We start from the raw sequence: 18,922 nt of genomic DNA, 5'->3' as shown, positions 1-18,922 counted from the left end.
GCTACCGCTGCGGGCCGTCGCCGTAGATCGGAATCTTCCGGTCGCGCAGCGCATTCCTGACCGTGAGCGGGATGAACTTCTCCGCCACGGCAGGAGCTCGTCCAACCAGGCGATACATGTCGGCGAACCGCCTGCCGGCCAACATCGACCCGTGTCCGATGACCGCGCACACCGGTACGGCGCTCCTGTCGCCATGCTGGACGTGGACTGCCCTAGTGCTGCCAATGCCGTGCTCTTACAGTGCCTTTCGAATCATTTCCGGGCTCCGCGGCGAATATCGTTGAGCGGTCGATTGTGTGGAACGCGATGGAGGTGGCCGCTGATGTTGGTCATCAACGAACGAACGGCGGCGCCGCGATCCGAGCAGCGTGTGCTCGACTGGATGCGGACCTGGACCGGGCAGTACGTCATTGTGGGACTGGCGATCTCAGGGTGCTACCTACCGGACCACAATGGCGAGGGAGAGGCGCGGGAAGCCGATCTGGTCGTGATCACGCCCAGGGCTGCGGTCGTGGTCGGGGTGAAGGGGACCGCGCCGGAAGCCATGACAGGCGTTCTCTCGGTGCAGGCCAACGGACGCTGGCGGCTGTCCGGCTTCGAGGGTGACCCGATCCACGTGCGCGACCACGACAGCAGCCCGTTCGACCAGGTGTCGAGCAACGTCTTGAACCTGGAGGAACTGGTGCGCAAGCACCACGCCGACGCTTTCGTCGACGGCTTGATCGTCGTGGTGCCGCCCCGAGACTCGAACATCACACTGAACATCGAAACGCGCAGGCGCGGTTGCGGGGTGCTGCTCGGATCCAGCCCTCGCGAGCTGCGCGCCTGGTTCCACCGCACCGTGAGCCGAAAGCTCATCTGGACCGCAGAGCGCGTGCACGCCCTGCTCGGCGACTTGGACCTGGCCGATCAGGTGACTCTCGAAGATCTGGTTGCGGACGGCTTTCCGCTGGAGCGGAAGCTGCGTGCCGGGACTGCACTTGCGGCGCTCGAAAACGCGGCGCGCGAGCCTCGTCCGGTCGACGACACGCCTGCCACCGGAATCTCGACCGCCGCCGGTACGCCTGCGAATTCGGGTGTCCCGCCAGCGCATTCCACAGTCGGGGTGTCAGGCGTGGCGCCGATTGCCCCAGTGGCGTCGGAATCTTTTGCGCCGAAGCCTGCTGCACCGGAACACGCCGCACCGGAACACTCAGCATCGGAGCCCTTGTCGTCGGGCCCGGCACTCGATTCCGCTGCACAATCAGTGCCCGTGTTGTCGTCGCCCTTCACGGACCGGTGGTCGTCGTGGATCGAATCCGACGCCGACCGGCCAGTACGCCCCGCCCCTGCATCATCGCGCTCGCACCCCACGCCGCCACCGCAGCATCGGCTGTCACTGCGATCCACGTCGAACACCGGAGCCCGGCCACTGCGATGGCCCACAACACCGGTCATCGTCGAGCGTCGACCACGCATTGCGGATCTCCGGCGAATCACCGCGGCGCTCCCGAGTACGGCTGGCCGAACAACCGCACAGCCACAAGCGGGGGGCGGCCATCGGCCGCAGCAGATCGCGGCCGCGGCATCGATCGCGGTCATCATCGGCGCCATCTGGCTGCTGGCCGTCGCCTGCTCGACCCCGCACGGTGACGCCGTAGAGCAGAGACCATTGCCGACGTCGCCCACCGAGGTCGTTGGGCCACCTCCGACCGTCGCGGAAACACCGGCCCAACTGAATTTGCTGCCGCTGTGCCTTCCGTTCCGATCCGATTGTTGACCCCGGCAGTCCGAACGGGCCTCGGCGACCGTATTGCCCACCCTTCCTGGCAGTAGGCATAGTTCGGTCGGCCATGCGATGATCGAGGAGCAGTTGCTGACCGATCCTGAGGGGAGGATCTGGACCAGTTACTTCGACGAAGCCAGCTACTGGTCGGCCGATCCGGACGGCACGCGGTCGCATCGCTTCCTGGTCGGCCTGGCCCGCTGGGACGACACCGGCGGTATCCCCTGGCTCGCGCCCGCCCACACCGGCAGCCGGGTCGTCTGGTGCGACTGCTACGCGCTGAAGGTCGGTCGGACCCTGGTCCATGCCTGCCCCTACACCGACTTCCCGTTGGTCGAGTTGGATGCGAGCGGGGGCCGGTCGATCACACCGAATCCGGTCACTCGATGTCACGGCCTGGCAGTGTCGGGTTCCACGCTTGCTTTCCTGGACCAGCACCGGCACGGTGACGCGATCGTTTGGGAGATCCGTAGAGCCCATCGGGAGGATCGGGTGATCACCGAGACCGGACGAGAGACCCTGGCACTGCCCGACGGCCGGTCACCGACGGGCTGTGCTCGGGGGAAGATCGGGCGGGACGCAACTCTGTGGCTGCATGAAGATGGCAACCCCCGACAGTGGTATCGATACGAGATCGATTGCTAGGCAGACAGCGAGGACAACTGTCCAGAGCAGACGGCATCGTTCGGCGGCAACCGCCGTGACAACCGCCGCGAGTAGCTCGGCATGCGTACCGGTTTCCACGATCCGCCCGCGCACGACGACGGCGATCCGATCGGCCTGCGCGGCGGTCGCGAGCCGGTGCGCGACGATCACCGAGGTGCGGTTGCGGGTCAGTGATCGGCTCGCTACCAGTAGCGCGGTCTCGGTGTCCTGGTCGAGGGTCGCCGTTGCCTCGTCGAGCAGCAGCAGGTCAGGGCCAACCAATTCGGCCCGGGCCAGCGTGATCAACTGGCGCTGACCCGCGGACAGTCCGCGGCCGCGTTCGCCCACTGGTTGCCGCATACCGAGCGGCAGGGCGGTGATCGTATCCAGTGCGCCGCCGGAGGTCGCACGATGTTGTGGTGGAGTTGGGGGTGACGACTCGATTACCGAAAGATCTTCAAGATCAGAAGAACACTGTTAGTTCGACTAAGGTTCTGGGCTGTGGAAGTCGGGACGCCGCCTCATGATACGAGGACCGGTTCGGTGTACCGATATGTTCGCCGTGAGCGACACATCCCAGCTACTGCCATTGCGGCTGCGCTCGGTCACCCAGAGGGCGAGGTCGGAAGCGCGTTGGAGGCGTTGAGAAGTTATCGTCTCATCGACGACTCGCGTGACATCGCTAGGCCGTGTCTCATAAGTCCGGTGTGCGGTACGGTTTTCTGACCGCTTTTCTGGCGCCCTGCGGCTGTCTTACCCGCCCGAGCGTCTCAGCGCAGCGGGGATGAGGCGGAGGCAGGCCGCAATGTGTACTCGACCCTCGTGCAGTGGCCAAGGTTTCGGTCAACCGCTGGAAAGTTCATCGACTACTTGCCTCAGCCATTTCGAGATCGTAAGCCCCTCACACCGTGGATCGTAGCTGGCGCGGGCTCTCGCCAGCCACACCTCGGCCATCTGCTGGTCGCTCGCACCGGAGTCGAGCAGAACCTGAATGGCTTCGCGAACAGCCTCGACCTGTTCGGGAGGTTCGCCGATCCTGAAGTTTCGGATGACGCCCATCGGTGAGTCCGCTTCGAGGTCGAAGTCTTGGTGGAAGTAGGCCTGCGCAAGATATTCGATCTCTGGACCGTCCACTGCCACTCCTGTTTCATCAGCCCGATGGTCGGAGGTGGAACCCCGTTGTCCGGGTGGAGAAGTTGGTGATATGGCGAGGTCTCCGGTAACTGGTTGATCGACCAAGATTCCAACTGAACACCGGAGCCCTCGTGCCCAGCGTAGCGGTGACGCGGCGCGCGGACTTGACCGACGCCGAATGGGCGCGGCTGGCACCACTGCTGCCTCACGGGAAGAAGGCGGGACGCCCGCCGAAATGGACGAAACGACAGCTCATCGACGGGATCCGATGGCGGGTCCGCGTCGGCTCACCCTGGCGGGACGTGCCCGCCTGCTACGGGTCATAGAAGTGACTTGTGTTGTCGTGTAAGGAAATGCACGCCGACAGCTAGTTCGGCGAATCCTGCTGGGCGGTGGCTGCCTGGTCGGCGTTCTCCGGATAGTAAGGCGCCGGGCCGAATTGCTCTGGGGGACAGAGCGATTCGGCCCGGCGTCAGATCAGGAAACTATGCCGTCGGCTCGAACGCTTCCGCGACGATCTCAGCCTGCTCCACCGCGTGCACCTTGCTCGAACCCGAGGACGGGGCCGACATGGCGCGGCGGGAGATGCGGCGCAATTTGCCGAGGCGGTCGGGGAGAACCTCCGGGAGGTTGAGGCCGAAGAAGGGCCAAGCGCCCTGGTTGGCCGGTTCCTCCTGGACCCAGGCGAGGTCGGTCGCGTTGGGGTAGCGGTCGAGCGACTCGTTCAGGCGGAAGGTGGGCAGCGGGTAGAGCTGCTCGATCCGCACGATCGCGACGTCCTCGCGCTTCTGCTTCGCCTTCTCCGCGGCCAGCTCGTAGTAGAGCTTGCCGCTGGTCAGCAGAACCCGCTTCACCTTGCCGCGGTCGCCGATGCCCTGCTCGTAGGCGGGTTCGTCGAATACCGAGCGGAACTTGCTCTCGGTGAAGTCCTTGAGATCCGAGACCACAGCCTTGTTGCGCAGCATCGACTTCGGGGTGAAGACGATCATCGGGCGGCGGATGCCGTCCAGCGCGTGGCGGCGCAGCAGGTGGAAGTAGTTCGCTGGGGTGGACGGCACCGCGACGGTCATCGAACCCTCCGCGCACAGCTGGAGGAAGCGCTCGATGCGGCCGGAGGTGTGGTCCGGCCCCTGGCCCTCGTGACCGTGCGGCAGCAGCAGCACGACATCGGACAGCTGGCCCCATTTGGCTTCACCGGAGGAGATGAACTCGTCGATGATCGACTGCGCGCCGTTGACGAAGTCACCGAACTGTGCTTCCCACAACACGAGCGCGCTGGGGTTGCCCAGCGAGTAGCCGTATTCGAAACCGACGGCGGCGTATTCGCTCAGCGCCGAGTCGTGCACCGCGAACCAGCCCGGGTTCTCGCTGCCGATGTTGTGCAGCGGGGTGTACTCCTCGGCCGTCTTGCGGTCGATGATCACCGAGTGCCGCTGGGTGAACGTGCCACGCCGGGAGTCCTGGCCGGTCAGACGGACCGCATGGCCTTCATCGATCAGCGTGCCGAAGGCGAGCAGCTCGGCGAAGGCCCAGTCGACCTTGCCCTCGTAGGCCATCTCGCGGCGCTTCTCCAACACCGGCTTGACGCGCGGGTGCACGTTGAAGCCCTCGGGCACATGGAGGAACGCGTCACCGATGCGCTGCAGGACCGTCTTGTCCACGGCCGTCACGACGGTCGCGGGCACCGGCTGGTCGCCCTCGACCGATTCGCTCGGTTCCGGTGTGTACTTCTCCAGCTCGCGGACCTCGTTGAACACCCGCTCCAGCTGGCCCTGGTAGTCGCGCAGGGCGTCCTCGGCCTCTTTGAGCGAGATGTCGCCACGGCCGATCAGGCTTTCGGTGTACGCCTTGCGGACGCTGCGCTTGGTGTCGATGACGTCGTACATGTATGGCTGCGTCATCGACGGGTCGTCGCCCTCGTTGTGGCCGCGGCGCCGGTAGCAGATCATGTCGATCACGACGTCCTTGCGGAACTTCTGCTTGAAGTCCACCGCCAAGCGGGCCACCCAGTCACAGGCCTCCGGGTCGTCACCGTTCACGTGGAAGATCGGCGCACCGATGAACTTCGCGATGTCGGTGGAGTATTCGGTGGAGCGGCTGTTCTCCGGTGCGGTGGTGAAGCCGATCTGGTTGTTCACCACGATGTGGATGGTGCCGCCGACCCGATAGCCACGTAGACCCGACAGGTTCAGCGTTTCGGCGACCACGCCCTGACCCGCGAACGCGGCGTCACCGTGCAGCATCAGCGGCACGACCGAGTAGCCCTCCGGCCCGTCGCCCTTGTCCAACAAGTCCTGCTTGGCGCGGACCAGGCCCTCCAGGACCGGGTCGACCGCCTCCAGGTGCGAGGGGTTGGCGGTCAGCGAGACCGCGATCTCGTTGTCGCCGAACATCTGCAGGTAGTTGCCGTGCGCACCGAGGTGGTACTTCACGTCGCCCGAGCCGTGCGCACCGGCCGGGTTCATGTTGCCTTCGAACTCGGTGAAAATCTTCGAGTACGGCTTGCCGACGATGTTGGCGAGCACGTTCAGCCTGCCACGGTGCGGCATGCCGATGATGACCTCGTCGAGCGAATGCTCGGCGCACTGGTCGATCACCGCGTCCATCATCGGGATGACCGCCTCGGCGCCCTCCAGCGAGAACCGCTTCTGCCCGACGTACTTGGTCTGCAGGAAGGTTTCGAAGGCCTCCGCCGCATTCAGCCGGTTCAGGATGTACTTCTGTTGCGCGACAGTCGGCTTGACGTGCTTCTGCTCGACCCGCTCCTGGATCCACTGCAGCTGCTCGGACTCGAGGATGTGGGTGTACTCCACACCGACGTGGCGACAGTACGCGTCACGCAGGATGGAGAGCACCTCGCGCAGCTTCATCTGCTCCTGGCCGTGGAAGCCCGCGACGTTGAACGTGCGGTCCAGGTCCCACAGGGTCAAGCCGTGCTGGGTGACATCGAGATCCGGGTGGCTGCGGAACTTGTCCTTGACCAGACGCAGCGGATCGGTGTCGGCCATCAGGTGGCCGCGGTTGCGGTAGGCCGCGATCATCTCCAGCACGCGCGAGCTCTTGTCGACGCCACGCTCGCGCATGTCCTTGCGCCAGCGAACCGGCTCGTAGGGCACGCCGAGGCCGTGGAAGATCTCGTCGTAGAACTCGTCGGAGATCAGCAGCTGGTGGATGGTGCGCAGGAAGTCACCGGACTCCGCACCCTGGATGATGCGGTGGTCGTAGGTGGAGGTGAGCGTCATCAGCTTGCCGACGCCCAATTCCGAGATCCGCTCGTCGCTCATGCCCTGGAACTCGGCCGGGTACTCCATGGCGCCCGCGCCGATGATCGCGCCCTGACCATTCATCAGGCGGGGCACCGAGTGGACGGTGCCGATGGTGCCCGGGTTGGTCAGCGAGATGGTGACGCCGGAGAAGTCCTCGGCGGTCAGCTTGCCGTCGCGGGCACGACGCACGATGTCCTCGTAGGCGGTGTGGAACTGCCCGAAGGTCATGGTCTCGCAGCCCTTGATGGCGGCGACGACCAGTGCGCGGCTGCCGTCCTTGCCGGGCAGGTCGATGGCGAGCCCGAGGTTGGTGTGCGCGGGGGTGACCGCGTTCGGCTTGCCGTCGATCTCGGCGTAGTGCCGGTTCATGTTCGGGAAGGACCTGACGGCGTGCACGATGGCGTAACCCAGCAGATGGGTGAAGGAGATCTTGCCGCCCCGGGTGCGGGCGAGGTGGTTGTTGATGACCAGGCGGTTGTCGATCATCAGCTTTGCCGGGATGGCGCGCACGCTGGTCGCGGTGGGGATGGCCAGCGAGGCTGCCATGTTCTTCGCCACGGCCGCCGCGGCGCCACGCAACACCTTGGCCTCGTCGGTGGCGGTGTCGGCCTGCTTCGGGCCGGAGGTCGGCGTCGCGTTCGAAGTGGGCGCCGGGGTGGTCTGCGGGGTGCGCGTGGTGACCTTGGCGGGCGCGGCGGGCTTCGTGGGCGCGGCGGGCTTCGCTGCCGCCACGGCGGGCGGCGTCTTCGGGGTCGTGGCAGCCGGAGCTGCTGAAGGCGCGGCCGCCGGAGCCGGGGCGGCAGCCTGCGCGGATGTGGCGGCGGTCTGGCTGTTACCAGAATCACCACTCACCTCAGGTGTGTAGTCGGCCAGAAACTCGTGCCAGCTTGCGTCGACAGAAGATGGATCCTGTTTGAACTTCTGATACATCTCGTCGACTAGCCACTGGTTCTGTCCGAACTGGGAAGTTGAGCTGCTCACAGCAGGTGTTCGCCTCATTTCGTTCTTCGCGCTGCGACGTTTGTGACGTGCCCGGCATGGGAATCAGCGGATACGCGCCGATGCGCCCTGTCTGAGGATAGGCCCAGCAGCAAATCGGTGGATCTACTGACCACCACCCGACACCCCCGACCTCATAGGTGACGACTCGTCGATACCCGAGAATATTCCCTCTGTCTCGCGGGCCGCTGCCCAGAGCCGGGCATAGGGTCCCGCGGCGGCGAGCAGTGCGGCGTGCGGACCGAATTCCACGACTCGGCCGTGGTCGACGACGGCGATCCGGTCGGCGCGCGCGGCCGTGCCGAGCCGGTGCGCGACGATTACCGTGGTGCGGTCCCGGCTCACCGATCGGCTCGCCGCCAGCACCGATGCCTCGGCGTCCGGATCGAGGGTCGCGGTGGCCTCGTCCAGCAGCAGCAAGTCCGGGGCGACCAGTTCGGCGCGGGCGAGCGCGATCAGCTGGCGCTGGCCCGCCGACAGGCCGCGGCCTCGCTCACCGACCGGCTGACCCATACCGAGCGGGAGGGCGGCGATCATGTCGGTCGCGCCTACCGCGGCGGCGGCCGCGGCCACCTCCTCGGCGGTGGCGGACGGTTTCCCGAATGCGATGTTGCTCGCCACGTCGCCGGTGAACAGGTGAGCTTCCTGCGGGACTATGCCGAGGCGGGAGCGGTATTCGGCGAGGCGGTAGTCGCGGATGTCGACGCCGTCGACCCGGATCGCGCCGGAATTGCTGGAGCCTGCGCCGTTCTGCTCGGTCGTGCCGGGACCGTTCCGCTCGGCCACATCGGCGCCGTCGTCGTTCTGCTCGGGGTTGCTCAGCGCGCCGGACTTCGGAGAACCACCCGTGCCGTTCGTCACACCCGCGGGCAGGTCGTACAGACGTGCCAGCAACTTGACGACGGTCGACTTGCCCGCGCCGGTCGGTCCGACCAGCGCCAGCGTGGAACCCGCCGGGACCCGCAGCGAGACGCCGTCCAGAGCCGGAACCGGGCTGCCCGGGTACCGGAATCGGACATCGTCGAAGGCGACATCACCGCGCAACCCCTCCTCGATCGGCGCCGGCTCGGCCCGGTCGGCGGCGATCGAGGAGGGCGTGCGCAGCAGATCCCCTATGCGGCGCAGGCCCACCTTGGCCTGCTGATACCCGTCGAACATCTGTGATAACTGCAGGATCGGCACGAACAGCAGCTGCAGATACAGCACGAACGCGACCAGCGTTCCCGCGCTGGTCACACCGTCGGCGACCTCGCGCGCTCCGACGAACACCACCGCGGCCAACGCCAGATCCGCCCACCCGACGACGAACGCGAAATACAGTGCGATCGCCCGCTGCGCTCGCAACCGGCTGTCGCGGTAGCGCTGGGAGTACTCGGCGAAGCGGCGGGCGGCACGTGGCTCATGCCGGTTGGCCTGCACCGCGCGCAACCCGGTGACGTTCTCTTGGAAATCTGCGTTGACCGCCGACACATGCTCCCGCGACACGGTGTATGCAGTGGACGACATCCGCCGGAACAGCGCCGTCGCGACCACCAGGGCGGGCAGCATCACCAGCACGACGAGGGCAAGCGAGACATCGATGACGAGCAACGCGACCGCGATGCCGGCCAGCGTCAGCACGCCGACCAGGGTGGTGGCCACCCCGGTTTGCAGGAACATCGACAATGCGTCGACGTCGGTGGTCATCCTGGTCATGATCCGGCCGGAGAGCTCGCGCTCGTAGTAGTCCAGGCCGAGCCGTTGCAGATGCGCGAAACTGCGCACTCGTAGCGCGAACAGCACCCGCTCGCCGGTGCGCGCGGTCAGTAGCGTCGTCGCCGCGCCGACCGCCCAGCCCGCGGCGGCGAGCACCGCGCCGAGCAGGGCCGCGCGGACCAGCACCTCGGCGTGGTTGCCGACCACGCCGTTGTCGATCGCGTAGCGCACCAGGGGCGGGAACGCTATGCCGATCACCGCGTCCGCCGTGAGCAGCGCCATCACGGCCAGCACCAGCCAGCGGACCGGGCGAAACATGCGGGTCAGCCGGAACTCCGGATCCGGCTCGCGCAATCGCTGTGCGTCCAGGCCCGGCTGCTCGGTGGCGGGTGGCAGGCGCTCGATCGTGCGGCGCAGCTCGGGCGTCTCGCTCAGGTCCGCCGTCGCTCCCGCGGAGAGACCGCCGCCCGAACGCGGGGGCGGCGTCCGACCGGCCCGCACCGTGGTCGCGGAGGCGTCCGGCGCGGAGGCGATGTGCCCTGCGGGCGCGGGTAGCCGGATGATGCGATCGGCGTAGGCGAGGGTCGATTCCCGGTGCGCCAGGATCAGCGTGGTCCGTCCGCCGCGGTCGGACAGCGTGTCGAAGATCGCGGCCTCGGTGACCGCGTCCACCGCAGAGGTGGCGTCGTCGAGCACGAGGATGCGCGGGCGTGCCAGCAGCGCCCTGGCCAGCGCGATCCGCTGTCGCTGTCCGCCGGAGAGCGTGAGGCCGCGCTCGCCGATCACAGTGTCGTATCCGTCGGGCAACTCGGCGATGAAGTCGGCGGCGGCGGCCTGGATCGCCGCCTGCCGGATCTCCTCGTCGGTCGCCTCCGGTCGCCCGAGCGCGATGTTGGCGGCGATGGTGTCGGAGAACAGGAACGGATCGTCGAAGACGACGCCGATCGCCGTGCGCAGGTCGGCGGCGCGAACGTCGGCGATGTCGACCCCGACGACGTCGGCTGCGCGCGTCACGGCGTGCGGATCGGTCGGCGCGGCGGCGGAGGCGCCTGCTCCGTTGGTCCGCCGCGAGTCGGGGTGCTCGGAGAACAACTGGATGCTGCCGGAGTCCGGCGCGTAGAACCTGGGGAGCAGTAGGGCGAGCGTGGACTTGCCGGAACCCGCAGGGCCGATGATCGCTACCGTCTCGCCGGGCCGCACGCGCAGGTCCATCTCACGGAGCACCGGCTGTTGGGGGTCGAAACCGAAAGTGAGCGTATCGATGTCGATCCCGAGCGGCCCGTCCGGCAGCGCGACCGGACGTTCGGGGTCCGCGATGACGGGCGCGGTGTCGATCACCTGGAAGACCCGCTCGGCCGCGGCCCTGGTCAGCTGGGCCATGACGATTACCGACGAGAGGATGCGCGCGGTACCGGTCATGGTGGCGACGTAGGCGGCGAACGCGACGAAGGTGCCGATGCCGAGCAGGCCGTGCAGCGCGAGCATTCCGCCGAGCGCGATCACCGCGACCATGCCGACCTGCGGAATCGCCGCGACGCTCGGAGCGAACCGCGCGTCGATCCGCGCGGCGCGCATGCGCTCCGCGAACAGCGTGCGGCCGAGCCGCTCCAGCAGACCGACCATCCGCGCTTCCTGCCCGAAGCCCTTGACCACACGGACGCCGGTGACCGTCTCCTCGACGTGCTGGGCCAGATCGGCGGCACGCTGCTGCGCCGACCACGTGGCCGCATGCAGCTGCGGCCGCACCCGGTAGACCACAAGGCCGATCGCGGGAACCACCAGCAGCGCAACGGCCGCCAGCGGCGGGGAGAGCCAGAGCATGACCGCGGCGGCGAGCACGAACTCCAGCAAAGCCATGCCCGACAGCGGCGCCATCGCCATCAGTCCCTGCACCAACTGGAGATCGGTGATCGAGCGCGACACCACCTGCCCGGTGCGGATCGTGTCCTGCCCGATGCCGTCCAGTCGCTGTAACGACCCGAGGATGTCCAGCCGCAGTGCGTGCTGCACATCCAGCGACATTCGCCCGGCCAGCAGCCGCCGCCCGAACCCGGCCGCCGACCGGCCGACCCCCAGCAGCACGAGCAGTCCAGCGACCGCGCCGATCGCTGCCGTGTCACCGATGCCTGCCGCGTCGACCGCCCGTTTGATCAGCAGCGGGCCAGCGGTCTCGGCCACCGCGCCGACGAGCAACGCCGCCGCGAGTCCGGCGAGCACCGTGCCGTGCGGCCTGCACTCGGCCCACAGCCTGCGAATCCATCCCGGTCTGTCGCCCCCGTCCACGTCGCCTACTCGCCCCTCGGTTGTACCGCGCTACCCATTGACGGTACCGACACCCGCCGACACGTCGTTGCTCCCGAAGCTTCTTCAGCCCCTTCAGACGCTTCGAGTCAGAGATCGCGAGTGCGCAGGCTCCACCAGGTCGCGGCGCCGAAGCAAATGGTCCACAGCAGCAGGACAACGACGGCGGCTGGGGCGGGTGCGAGGAAATCACTGTCGGGGTAGGAGCCGACGGCCACGGTGCTGACGGTGGCCGAGAGGGGCAGCAGGGTCACGCCGCCCGCCATGCCGATGCCACGCGCGATCAGCCACAACAGTGGTTCGGCGACGGCGATCCAGCCCAGCAGCAGCCCGGCCGCGGCGGCGGACGATCGCAGCAGGATCCCGACGCTCGCCCCGATCAGCGACCAGCAGACCGCGGCGAGCAGTCCGCCGCCGAGCGCGGCGAGCAACTCGGCGGTGAAACCGAACTTGCCCCGGCCGAAGCCGAGCAGCCCTGCGAGCGCGACCAGCTCGACCGCGAACGCGGTCGCCAGCGCGACGCACCCGGTGACCAGGAACTTGGAGGCGGCGAGCCGGTCGCGGTCGGCGGCGAACAGCGCAGTCACCGCCATGGTGTGGTGCCGGTACTCTGTGCCGCTGCTCACCGCGCCGAAGATCGCGCCCGCTAGCACGGCCACCGCGAGGCCAACGTAGAGCCCGATCGTCGCGGCCCCGGTGGCGGGCTCGCTCTTCGGGGCCGCAGGTCCGGCGAGGCTCGCGGACCCGATGCTCGCGATCAGCGCGATCGCGAGGATCGCGCCGACGAGCACCCGGCCCTGCGGCAGTGTGAGGACCTTGCGGACCTCGGAATTGACGGTCGGCACCAAGTCCGTGGGCAGGAGGGGGATCATCGTGGGATTCCGTAGGGCATCGGCGATGGTTGCTGGTTGGTGATTCCGGCGGGCGCGGCGAGGCCCGGGTACTGCGGCGCGGGCGCGGCGGTGGGTTTGGTCAGCGACGCGAGCACCCGGTCGGGGTGGATCGGGTCGGGGACGATGCTGTCCAACCGCACCTGCGCCGCCGCGGCCGCCGCCCTGATCTGCGCTTCCGTCGCCTCGGCCACGGCGAGGCGCCCGTCCGTCCTGATCACCGCGTCGGTAAAGCCTTGCGCGGCGAGCATCGTCGCCAGCGCGATCGGTGTGGACGCCGCGACGACCAGCCGGTCCGGATGTCCGCGCCGCAGTCGTGCCGGGCTGCCCTGGTACACCACCGTGCCCTCCTTCAGCACGATCAGGGCGTCCGCGCTGGGCAACACCGCTGCGAGGCTTTCGCTGGACAGCAGCGCGCTGCCGCCGTGCCGAGCGTGCCCGCGCAGAAAGTCCTGCAGCCAAGCGCGTTCCGCGGCGTCGAGTCCGTCCATCGGGTCGTCGAGCACCAGCAGCGGGGGATCGGTGAGCAACGCGGTCGCCAGGGCCAGCCTGGTCTGCTGCCCGGCCGACATGGCGCCGATCTTCGTCCTCGCTTCCTCGTTCAGCCCGACGATCTCCAGCACCTCGGGCACCCGCGCGTCCGCGACCCCGCCTGCGGCGGCGTAGCTCCACAGATGGTCCCGCGCCGTCCTCGCCGGGTGAAGACCGCGCGGCGTGAGCACGCCGCCGACCATGCGGGAGGACCCGGCCGCGTCCTGACGGGCCGACCCCGGGCCGCCGACGAGAACGGTCCCGGAGGTAGGGACGAGCAGGCCGAGCAGCAGCCGCAGGACGGTGGTCTTGCCCGCGCCCCGCGGACCGACCAGCGCCGCCGTGGTGCCGGATGACACGGTGAAACTGACGTTCTCCACGGCGGGCGTCAGGTCGTACCGCTTGGTCAACGCCCGGACCGAGAACGCGAGCGGACGCGCCCCGCTCATTTCGGCGTCTTCGGGGGTTTCGGCTGCGCCGGGTCGACCGCGGTGAGTGGATCGGCGTCGACGACCAGATGCCGGTCGGCGGGCCACACCACGGGCGGGGGACCGAATGCCTTGCGCGCGTTGGTGATCGTGGACTTGCCCAGCGCGCGGTTACCCGCGCCGCCGATCAGCGCACCGATACCCGCGGGCAGTACCTTGCCCGCCATGAGCGCCGCGCGCTTGGTGATGAACCGGACGATGAACCGTTTCACCAGCGAATCGTTCATGCTCGACAGTCCGGGAATCCGGTTGGCGAACACAGTGCCCCAGTTCTTCGCCGACGTGCCGACACTCTTCTGCACGATCTCCATGCCGCTCTCGCCGAGCACGACGGCGAGCACCAGTGCCCTGCGCTGTGCCTGGTCCTCCGGTGAGATGCCGTGCACCGCCGCCACCGCGAGGGTGAACACCGCCGACGCCTCCATGAAGAACGTGGTCTCGGCGCTGACCGCCGCGATCGCCGCGACGGTGCCGACACCGGGCACCGCGGCCGTCGCGCCGACCGCGCTACCGCTGCCGGTCACCGCGAGCAGGTACTGCTTCTCCAACCGCTCGATGATGTGCGCGGGGGTTTCGTCGGGATGGGAGCGCCGGATTCGGTCGACGTACTTGGCGACCGCGGGTGCCTGCAGGCGGGACCCGGTATCGAGCAGCTGAACCACCGTCTTCTCGAACGCGCCTTTGACCATCGGCGGCATCCTCCTCTTCCCGTCTGCTTGGTGAACTGTATGGCACCGCGGCCGTCAGCTCGTCATGACAACGAACTACCCAGCCGGATCGGTTCCACTACGCCGGACTGTGCAGCGCGGGCACGCGGTCGGCAGACGGAGGAGGAGGCGGCGGGGTTCCATCGCCGAACGGCCTGCCGCCGAGGGCTTCCCTGCCGTGCGGGGTGAGCCAGTTCGCCAGCTCTGGTCCCTTCGGGACGATCCCGGTCGGGTTGACGTCCCGGTGCACCACGTAGTAATGCGTCTTGATCTGCCCGAAGTCGATGGTGTCGCCGAAACCAGGGGTCTGGTAGAGGTCACGCGCGTACGCCCACAGCACCGGCATCTCGGCGAGCTTCGACCGGTTGCACTTGAAGTGCCCGTGGTAGACCGGGTCGAACCGCACCAGCGTGGTGAACAGCCGCACATCGGCCTCGGTGATCGTATCGCCGACCAGATAGCGTTGCGCCGCAAGGCGTTCCGCGAGCTGATCCAGCCGGTCGAAGAGCCGGTCGTAGGCGTCGTCGTAGGCGTCCTGCGACCCGGCGAAACCGCAGCGGTAGACGCCGTTGTTGACGTCGCGGAATACTGTGCGATTCACCTCGTCGATCTCCGCCCGCAACGCCTCGGGGTACAACTGCGGCGCCCCGGGCCGGTGGTATGCCGTCCACTCGGTGGAGAAGTCGAGGGTCATCTGCGCGTAGTCGTTGGTGACGACTCGGCCGGTCGGTACGTCCACGATCGCGGGCACTGTGATGCCGCGCGGATAGTCAGGGAACCGCGCCAGGTACGCGTCACGCAGCCGGGGGATGCCGAGCACCGCGTCGACACCGCCGGGATCCAGATCGAAGGTCCAGCTGAGCTTGTCGTGGGTGGGCCCACACAGGCCGAGCGAGAGCACGTCCTCCAGTCCGAGCAGGCGGCGCACGATCAGCGTCCGATTGGCCCACGGGCAGGCCCGTGCGGCGACCAGGCGGTAGCGGCCCGGCTCCACCGGGTAGCCGTCTCGGCCGTCGGCCGTGATCCTGGTGGTGATGTAGTTGGTGTCCCGCTTGAACTCGCCTGGCTCGACGTAGGAACCGTTTTCACTGGCCGACTTGGTCACCCGGACAGTCTCGCAGATCGACGTCCTAGTAATGGGCGCTGCCGGACGTGGTCCGTCCTCAGCCCGCGCATGGCCGGAGCGAAGGCGGAGGTACGCCCTAGCGGGCGCTGCCGGACGCGGTCCGTCCTCAGCCCGCGCATGGCCGGAGCGAAGGCGGAGGTACGCCTAGGCTGACCGGATGAATGAAACGACGGCCACCCGGCTGGAGCGTGAGATCACCGACGGCGGTGCGGAGGTGGCGACCCTCACCCTCGCCCATCCGCCGCTCAACCTGTTCGATCGGGCCATGCTGGACTCGCTGGTCGCCGATATCGGCGAACTGTCGGGCCGCCCGCCGCGCGCGGTGCTGCTGCGCGCCGAGGGCAAGGTGGTGTCAGGCGGCGTCGACGTCCACATGTTCGACGGACTGACCACTGAGCAGGGCGCCGAGTTGTGGCGCACGCTGTTCGCGCAGATCATCCACCCCTTGGAGGCGCTGTCGTGTCCGGTGGTGTTCGCCGCGCACGGTCTGACCCTGACCGCCGCCTTCGAGATCGCGCTCGCCTGCGACTTCCTGCTCGCCGCGCCGAAGGCGAAGTTCGGACTGGTGGAGACCGTGGTCGGACTGACCCCGTCGATGGGCGGCCCGCAGCGCCTGGCCGAGCGCGCGGGTTCGGGCCGGGCCCGCGAATTCGTGATGACCGGCGATCTGTACGACGCGGCGACCATGGCGGACTGGGGCGTGGTGAACGCCGTACACGACGACGTCGACGCGGCGGCGAAGGAGCTGGCCCGCCGTCTGGCCGATGGCCCGACGAAGGCGCACGCGGCGACAAAGAAGATTGTCGAGGCGTGGCGTTCCGGTGGTGTGGCGCATGCGGATTCGGTGACGCCGGAGGTGTCCGGCGCGCTGTTCGCCACCGACGACCTGAAGGGTGCGGTGCGCAGCTTCCTCGAGGTCGGTCCGGGGAAGGCCGATTACTCCGGCCGGTGACGGGTAGGACACGTTCATCTCCTATCCCAGCGAGATTGTGACATGCATCATATAGTCGCAGTGCCTGCTGACTCGAGGCACGCGGAGGACGAATGTCGCAGTTGCTCATCGAATACCCCCTGACCCGCCCGCATGTCTGGGACAACCCACTGGCCCGGGGTGCGGACGGGGTTCTGCGCTACGGAAACCTCACGCCCGCGCTGACCGAACTGCTGGATCTGCAGGTCCACGCGTTCTCGACGCGCGAGGCCGTGGTCGAGGTCGGCGGCCCGCGCCTGACCTACCGTGAGCTGTGGCACTCCGCCTCGCGGATCGCCGGCGGGCTGCAGGAGCATGGCATCGGCTACGGCGACCGTGTCGCCATTCACATGCCCTCCGGTGCGCGCTGGGTGCAGGCCTTTCTCGGCGCATTGCTCAGCGGCGCGGTGCCGGTGCTGGTGCACGACGGTCTGCCCGAGGCGGTCGCCGAGCGCGTGATCGCCGACAGTCGCGCCGATTTCGTGCTCGGGCGTGCCTGCTCGGGCACCGAACTGCCCGACGGTGCCGCGTACATCGATGACGGTGCGGCACTGGGGGATTTGGCGCTGCTGTGCTACACCAGCGGAACCACCACCCCCAAGGGTGTGGAACTGACCAACGAAAACCTGCTTTCGGCCGTGCGGTCGATGGTCGCCGCACTGAATCTGCCGACCGACGGCCTGCGCAACCTGGTGCTGCTTCCGTTGGCGCACGCCAGCGGCTGTGTCGATCAACTGCTGCCGACCTTCGCGGTCGGCGGCACCGTCGTGCTCGCCAGGGACACCCGCGCGCTCGCGGAAGCCATTGCGGCCGAACGGATCGATATGGTCTCGGCGACGCCGCGGATCTTCGCGGGCCTATTACCGGAACTCGCCGAGTTGCGCGCCGAGGGGTTGTGTACCGAGGGCATCGCCCGGATCAGCAAAGCCGGTCACCGCGGCGAACGCGCCGCCGCACCCGCCACGCCCGCCGACCTGACTGCCGAACTGCGCGGCATGTTCCCCACCGCTCGGCAGTGGTCGGTGTGGGGCGCGACCGAGACCAGCGGCATCGGCCTCGCCGTGGACGACGCCGAACAGGCGGAGGACCCCTCCGACGCCGGCGCGGTGCTCGGGTTCCCGTTCGGGGGTACGGAATTGGCGCTGTGGGGGCCGCGTGCGACGGCGGGCTGCGGTGAGCTGCTGTGCCGTGGGCCGAATGTGACGTCGCGCTACTGGAACGATCCGACCACCACCGCGGCGCGGTTCACCGGAACCTGGTTCCACACCGGAGATCAGGTGACCATCGACGCGGACGGCTTGGTCCGCAGGGGAGCGGCGCTCGCCGAATGACTCGGTCTCACTCCAGCATTCGCATGCGCAGCCGGGCGCGCAGGTCGGGCGTCAGCCCGACGGCGGCGAGGTAGCCGTCGAGATCGCCGTGCAGGTCGCGCATCGCGGTGCTTGCGGTGTCGAGGTATTCCTCGCGCACGCCGAGCAGATCCACCGAGACCTCTTCACCGCCGAGTAGTTGCGTCGTCATCAGGGAACGGAGCGCGGGGATGGCTCCGTTGCTGAGCAGGAAATCGGTGAACACGTCGGCCTCGGTGACGCCGACGGCGCGCAGGAGCGTGGCGATCGCCCAGCCGGTGCGGTCCTTGCCCGCCGCGCAGTGTACGAGCACGGCGCCCTCGCCACGCACGATGGATTCGGCGATGGCGAGAATCGCGCCGTTCGCCTCGGGCAGCGCGGGGAACATCCGGTAGACCTCGAGCATGTACGTGAACGCGGTCCGCGCGGTGGCCTCGTGTGGGGGCGCCTCGGCCATTCTGGAGTCGAACGGTGTGACGGTCAGCCGGACATCCTCGGTCAGCCGGTCCGCGCCGATATGCTCGATCTCGCGATGTCCGCGCAGGTCGTGCACGTCGCTGACGCTCAGGTCGCGTAGCGCCGCGTGGCCCGCGTCGTCGAGGCCGCTCAGCTGAGCCGAACGCAGCAGCACGCCGGGGCGGACCTTCGCGCCGTCGACGGTGCGCAGGCCGCCGGTGTCTCGGAAGTTGAACGTGCCGGAGAGGAAGTACTGGTCGGCGGGCGGCGAGAGAGTCACCGGTCCAGGCTATCGGCCTCGCGGTACGAAAAGGAGTCGTTATCGGATCGAACGCCACACACGGGTGCCTGATTTGAGTGGTTCTGGTGTGTGATAGATCACAGAATTGCGGGTGCATCGAGGTCCGGTACCGTAAAGTGGCTTACGGTCTGGCGTACGGCAGGTAGGGCTGAGGTCGACCGTCATAGCGCGATTTTCGGAGAGCTTCGGTATGTCCCGGCGGCATTCCGTTTGGGTAACAAAACATTCTTTCAGTCTGAAATACCCACTTAAGCCATTCTCAAACCCCGAAAAACCACTACCATTGACGAACGTTGGAC

At 68.0% G+C, this 18,922-nt stretch carries 14 protein-coding genes and 1 pseudogene; 5 read left to right on the top strand and 10 right to left on the bottom strand.

Features of this window, described 5'->3' with window-relative positions:
* Nucleotide 1: 1 nt before the first annotated feature.
* Nucleotides 2-172, bottom strand: a complete 171-nt coding sequence (locus OHB12_RS18885; protein WP_327109924.1) for a hypothetical protein — start codon at nucleotides 170-172, stop codon at nucleotides 2-4.
* Between the two features lie 150 nt (nucleotides 173-322).
* Here OHB12_RS18885 and OHB12_RS18880 point away from each other — a divergent pair, with 150 nt between their 5' ends.
* Nucleotides 323-1,759, top strand: a complete 1,437-nt coding sequence (locus tag OHB12_RS18880; protein WP_327109923.1) for a nuclease-related domain-containing protein — start codon at nucleotides 323-325, stop codon at nucleotides 1,757-1,759.
* Between the two features lie 33 nt (nucleotides 1,760-1,792).
* Nucleotides 1,793-2,410 carry a hypothetical protein gene (locus OHB12_RS18875; protein ID WP_327109922.1) on the top strand — a complete coding sequence of 206 codons (618 nt, stop codon included), beginning with the start codon at nucleotides 1,793-1,795 and terminating at the stop codon, nucleotides 2,408-2,410.
* On the opposite strand, the pseudogene OHB12_RS18870 reads toward OHB12_RS18875, so the two are convergent.
* Nucleotides 2,306-2,818, bottom strand: a pseudogene (locus OHB12_RS18870) (ATP-binding cassette domain-containing protein); the annotation flags it as partial. The gene OHB12_RS18875 and the pseudogene OHB12_RS18870 overlap by 105 nt on opposite strands.
* A gap of 435 nt (nucleotides 2,819-3,253) precedes the next feature.
* The gene (locus tag OHB12_RS18865; RefSeq protein ID WP_327109921.1) at nucleotides 3,254-3,544 is read right to left on the bottom strand and encodes a contact-dependent growth inhibition system immunity protein; all 291 of its coding nucleotides are present in this window, start codon (nucleotides 3,542-3,544) and stop codon (nucleotides 3,254-3,256) included.
* Between the two features lie 131 nt (nucleotides 3,545-3,675).
* On the opposite strand from OHB12_RS18865, the gene OHB12_RS18860 reads away from it, so the two are divergent.
* Nucleotides 3,676-3,870 carry a transposase gene (locus OHB12_RS18860; RefSeq protein ID WP_327109920.1) on the top strand — a complete coding sequence of 65 codons (195 nt, stop codon included), beginning with the start codon at nucleotides 3,676-3,678 and terminating at the stop codon, nucleotides 3,868-3,870.
* A gap of 159 nt (nucleotides 3,871-4,029) precedes the next feature.
* Here OHB12_RS18860 and OHB12_RS18855 read toward each other — a convergent pair whose 3' ends face one another.
* The 6 genes from OHB12_RS18855 to OHB12_RS18830 form a co-directional block, all read right to left on the bottom strand.
* Entirely contained in the window at nucleotides 4,030-7,809 is a 3,780-nt protein-coding gene (locus OHB12_RS18855; protein ID WP_327109919.1) for a multifunctional oxoglutarate decarboxylase/oxoglutarate dehydrogenase thiamine pyrophosphate-binding subunit/dihydrolipoyllysine-residue succinyltransferase subunit, read from the bottom strand.
* Nucleotides 7,810-7,914: 105 nt separating this feature from the next.
* Entirely contained in the window at nucleotides 7,915-11,787 is a 3,873-nt protein-coding gene (locus OHB12_RS18850) for an ABC transporter ATP-binding protein (protein ID WP_327109918.1), read from the bottom strand.
* 107 nt (nucleotides 11,788-11,894) lie between these two features.
* Entirely contained in the window at nucleotides 11,895-12,677 is a 783-nt protein-coding gene (locus OHB12_RS18845; protein WP_327109917.1) for an ABC transporter permease, read from the bottom strand.
* Entirely contained in the window at nucleotides 12,674-13,675 is a 1,002-nt protein-coding gene (locus tag OHB12_RS18840; protein WP_327109916.1) for an ATP-binding cassette domain-containing protein, read from the bottom strand. The genes OHB12_RS18845 and OHB12_RS18840 overlap by 4 nt, the downstream gene beginning before the upstream one ends.
* A complete protein-coding gene (locus OHB12_RS18835; RefSeq protein ID WP_327109915.1) occupies nucleotides 13,672-14,403 on the bottom strand; it encodes a hypothetical protein in 732 nt (243 codons plus the stop codon). Before OHB12_RS18835 ends, OHB12_RS18840 begins: the two co-directional genes overlap by 4 nt.
* A gap of 97 nt (nucleotides 14,404-14,500) precedes the next feature.
* Entirely contained in the window at nucleotides 14,501-15,526 is a 1,026-nt protein-coding gene (locus OHB12_RS18830; protein ID WP_327109914.1) for a glutathione S-transferase family protein, read from the bottom strand.
* A gap of 178 nt (nucleotides 15,527-15,704) precedes the next feature.
* On the opposite strand from OHB12_RS18830, the gene OHB12_RS18825 reads away from it, so the two are divergent.
* Nucleotides 15,705-16,499: an enoyl-CoA hydratase/isomerase family protein gene (locus OHB12_RS18825; protein WP_327109913.1), complete on the top strand. Its 795-nt coding sequence runs from the start codon at nucleotides 15,705-15,707 to the stop codon at nucleotides 16,497-16,499.
* 92 nt (nucleotides 16,500-16,591) lie between these two features.
* On the top strand, nucleotides 16,592-17,848 hold the full coding sequence (locus OHB12_RS18820) for a class I adenylate-forming enzyme family protein (RefSeq protein WP_327109912.1): 1,257 nt from the start codon (nucleotides 16,592-16,594) through the stop codon (nucleotides 17,846-17,848).
* A gap of 7 nt (nucleotides 17,849-17,855) precedes the next feature.
* Here OHB12_RS18820 and OHB12_RS18815 read toward each other — a convergent pair whose 3' ends face one another.
* Nucleotides 17,856-18,602, bottom strand: a complete 747-nt coding sequence (locus OHB12_RS18815) for a tyrosine-protein phosphatase (protein ID WP_327109911.1) — start codon at nucleotides 18,600-18,602, stop codon at nucleotides 17,856-17,858.
* Nucleotides 18,603-18,922: the final 320 nt, after the last annotated feature.

Source organism: Nocardia sp. NBC_01730, from assembly GCF_035920445.1.
GTDB lineage: Bacteria > Actinomycetota > Actinomycetes > Mycobacteriales > Mycobacteriaceae > Nocardia.
Note: the sequence above shows the minus strand (reverse complement) of the source record. Positions and strands in the feature narration are given on the sequence as shown.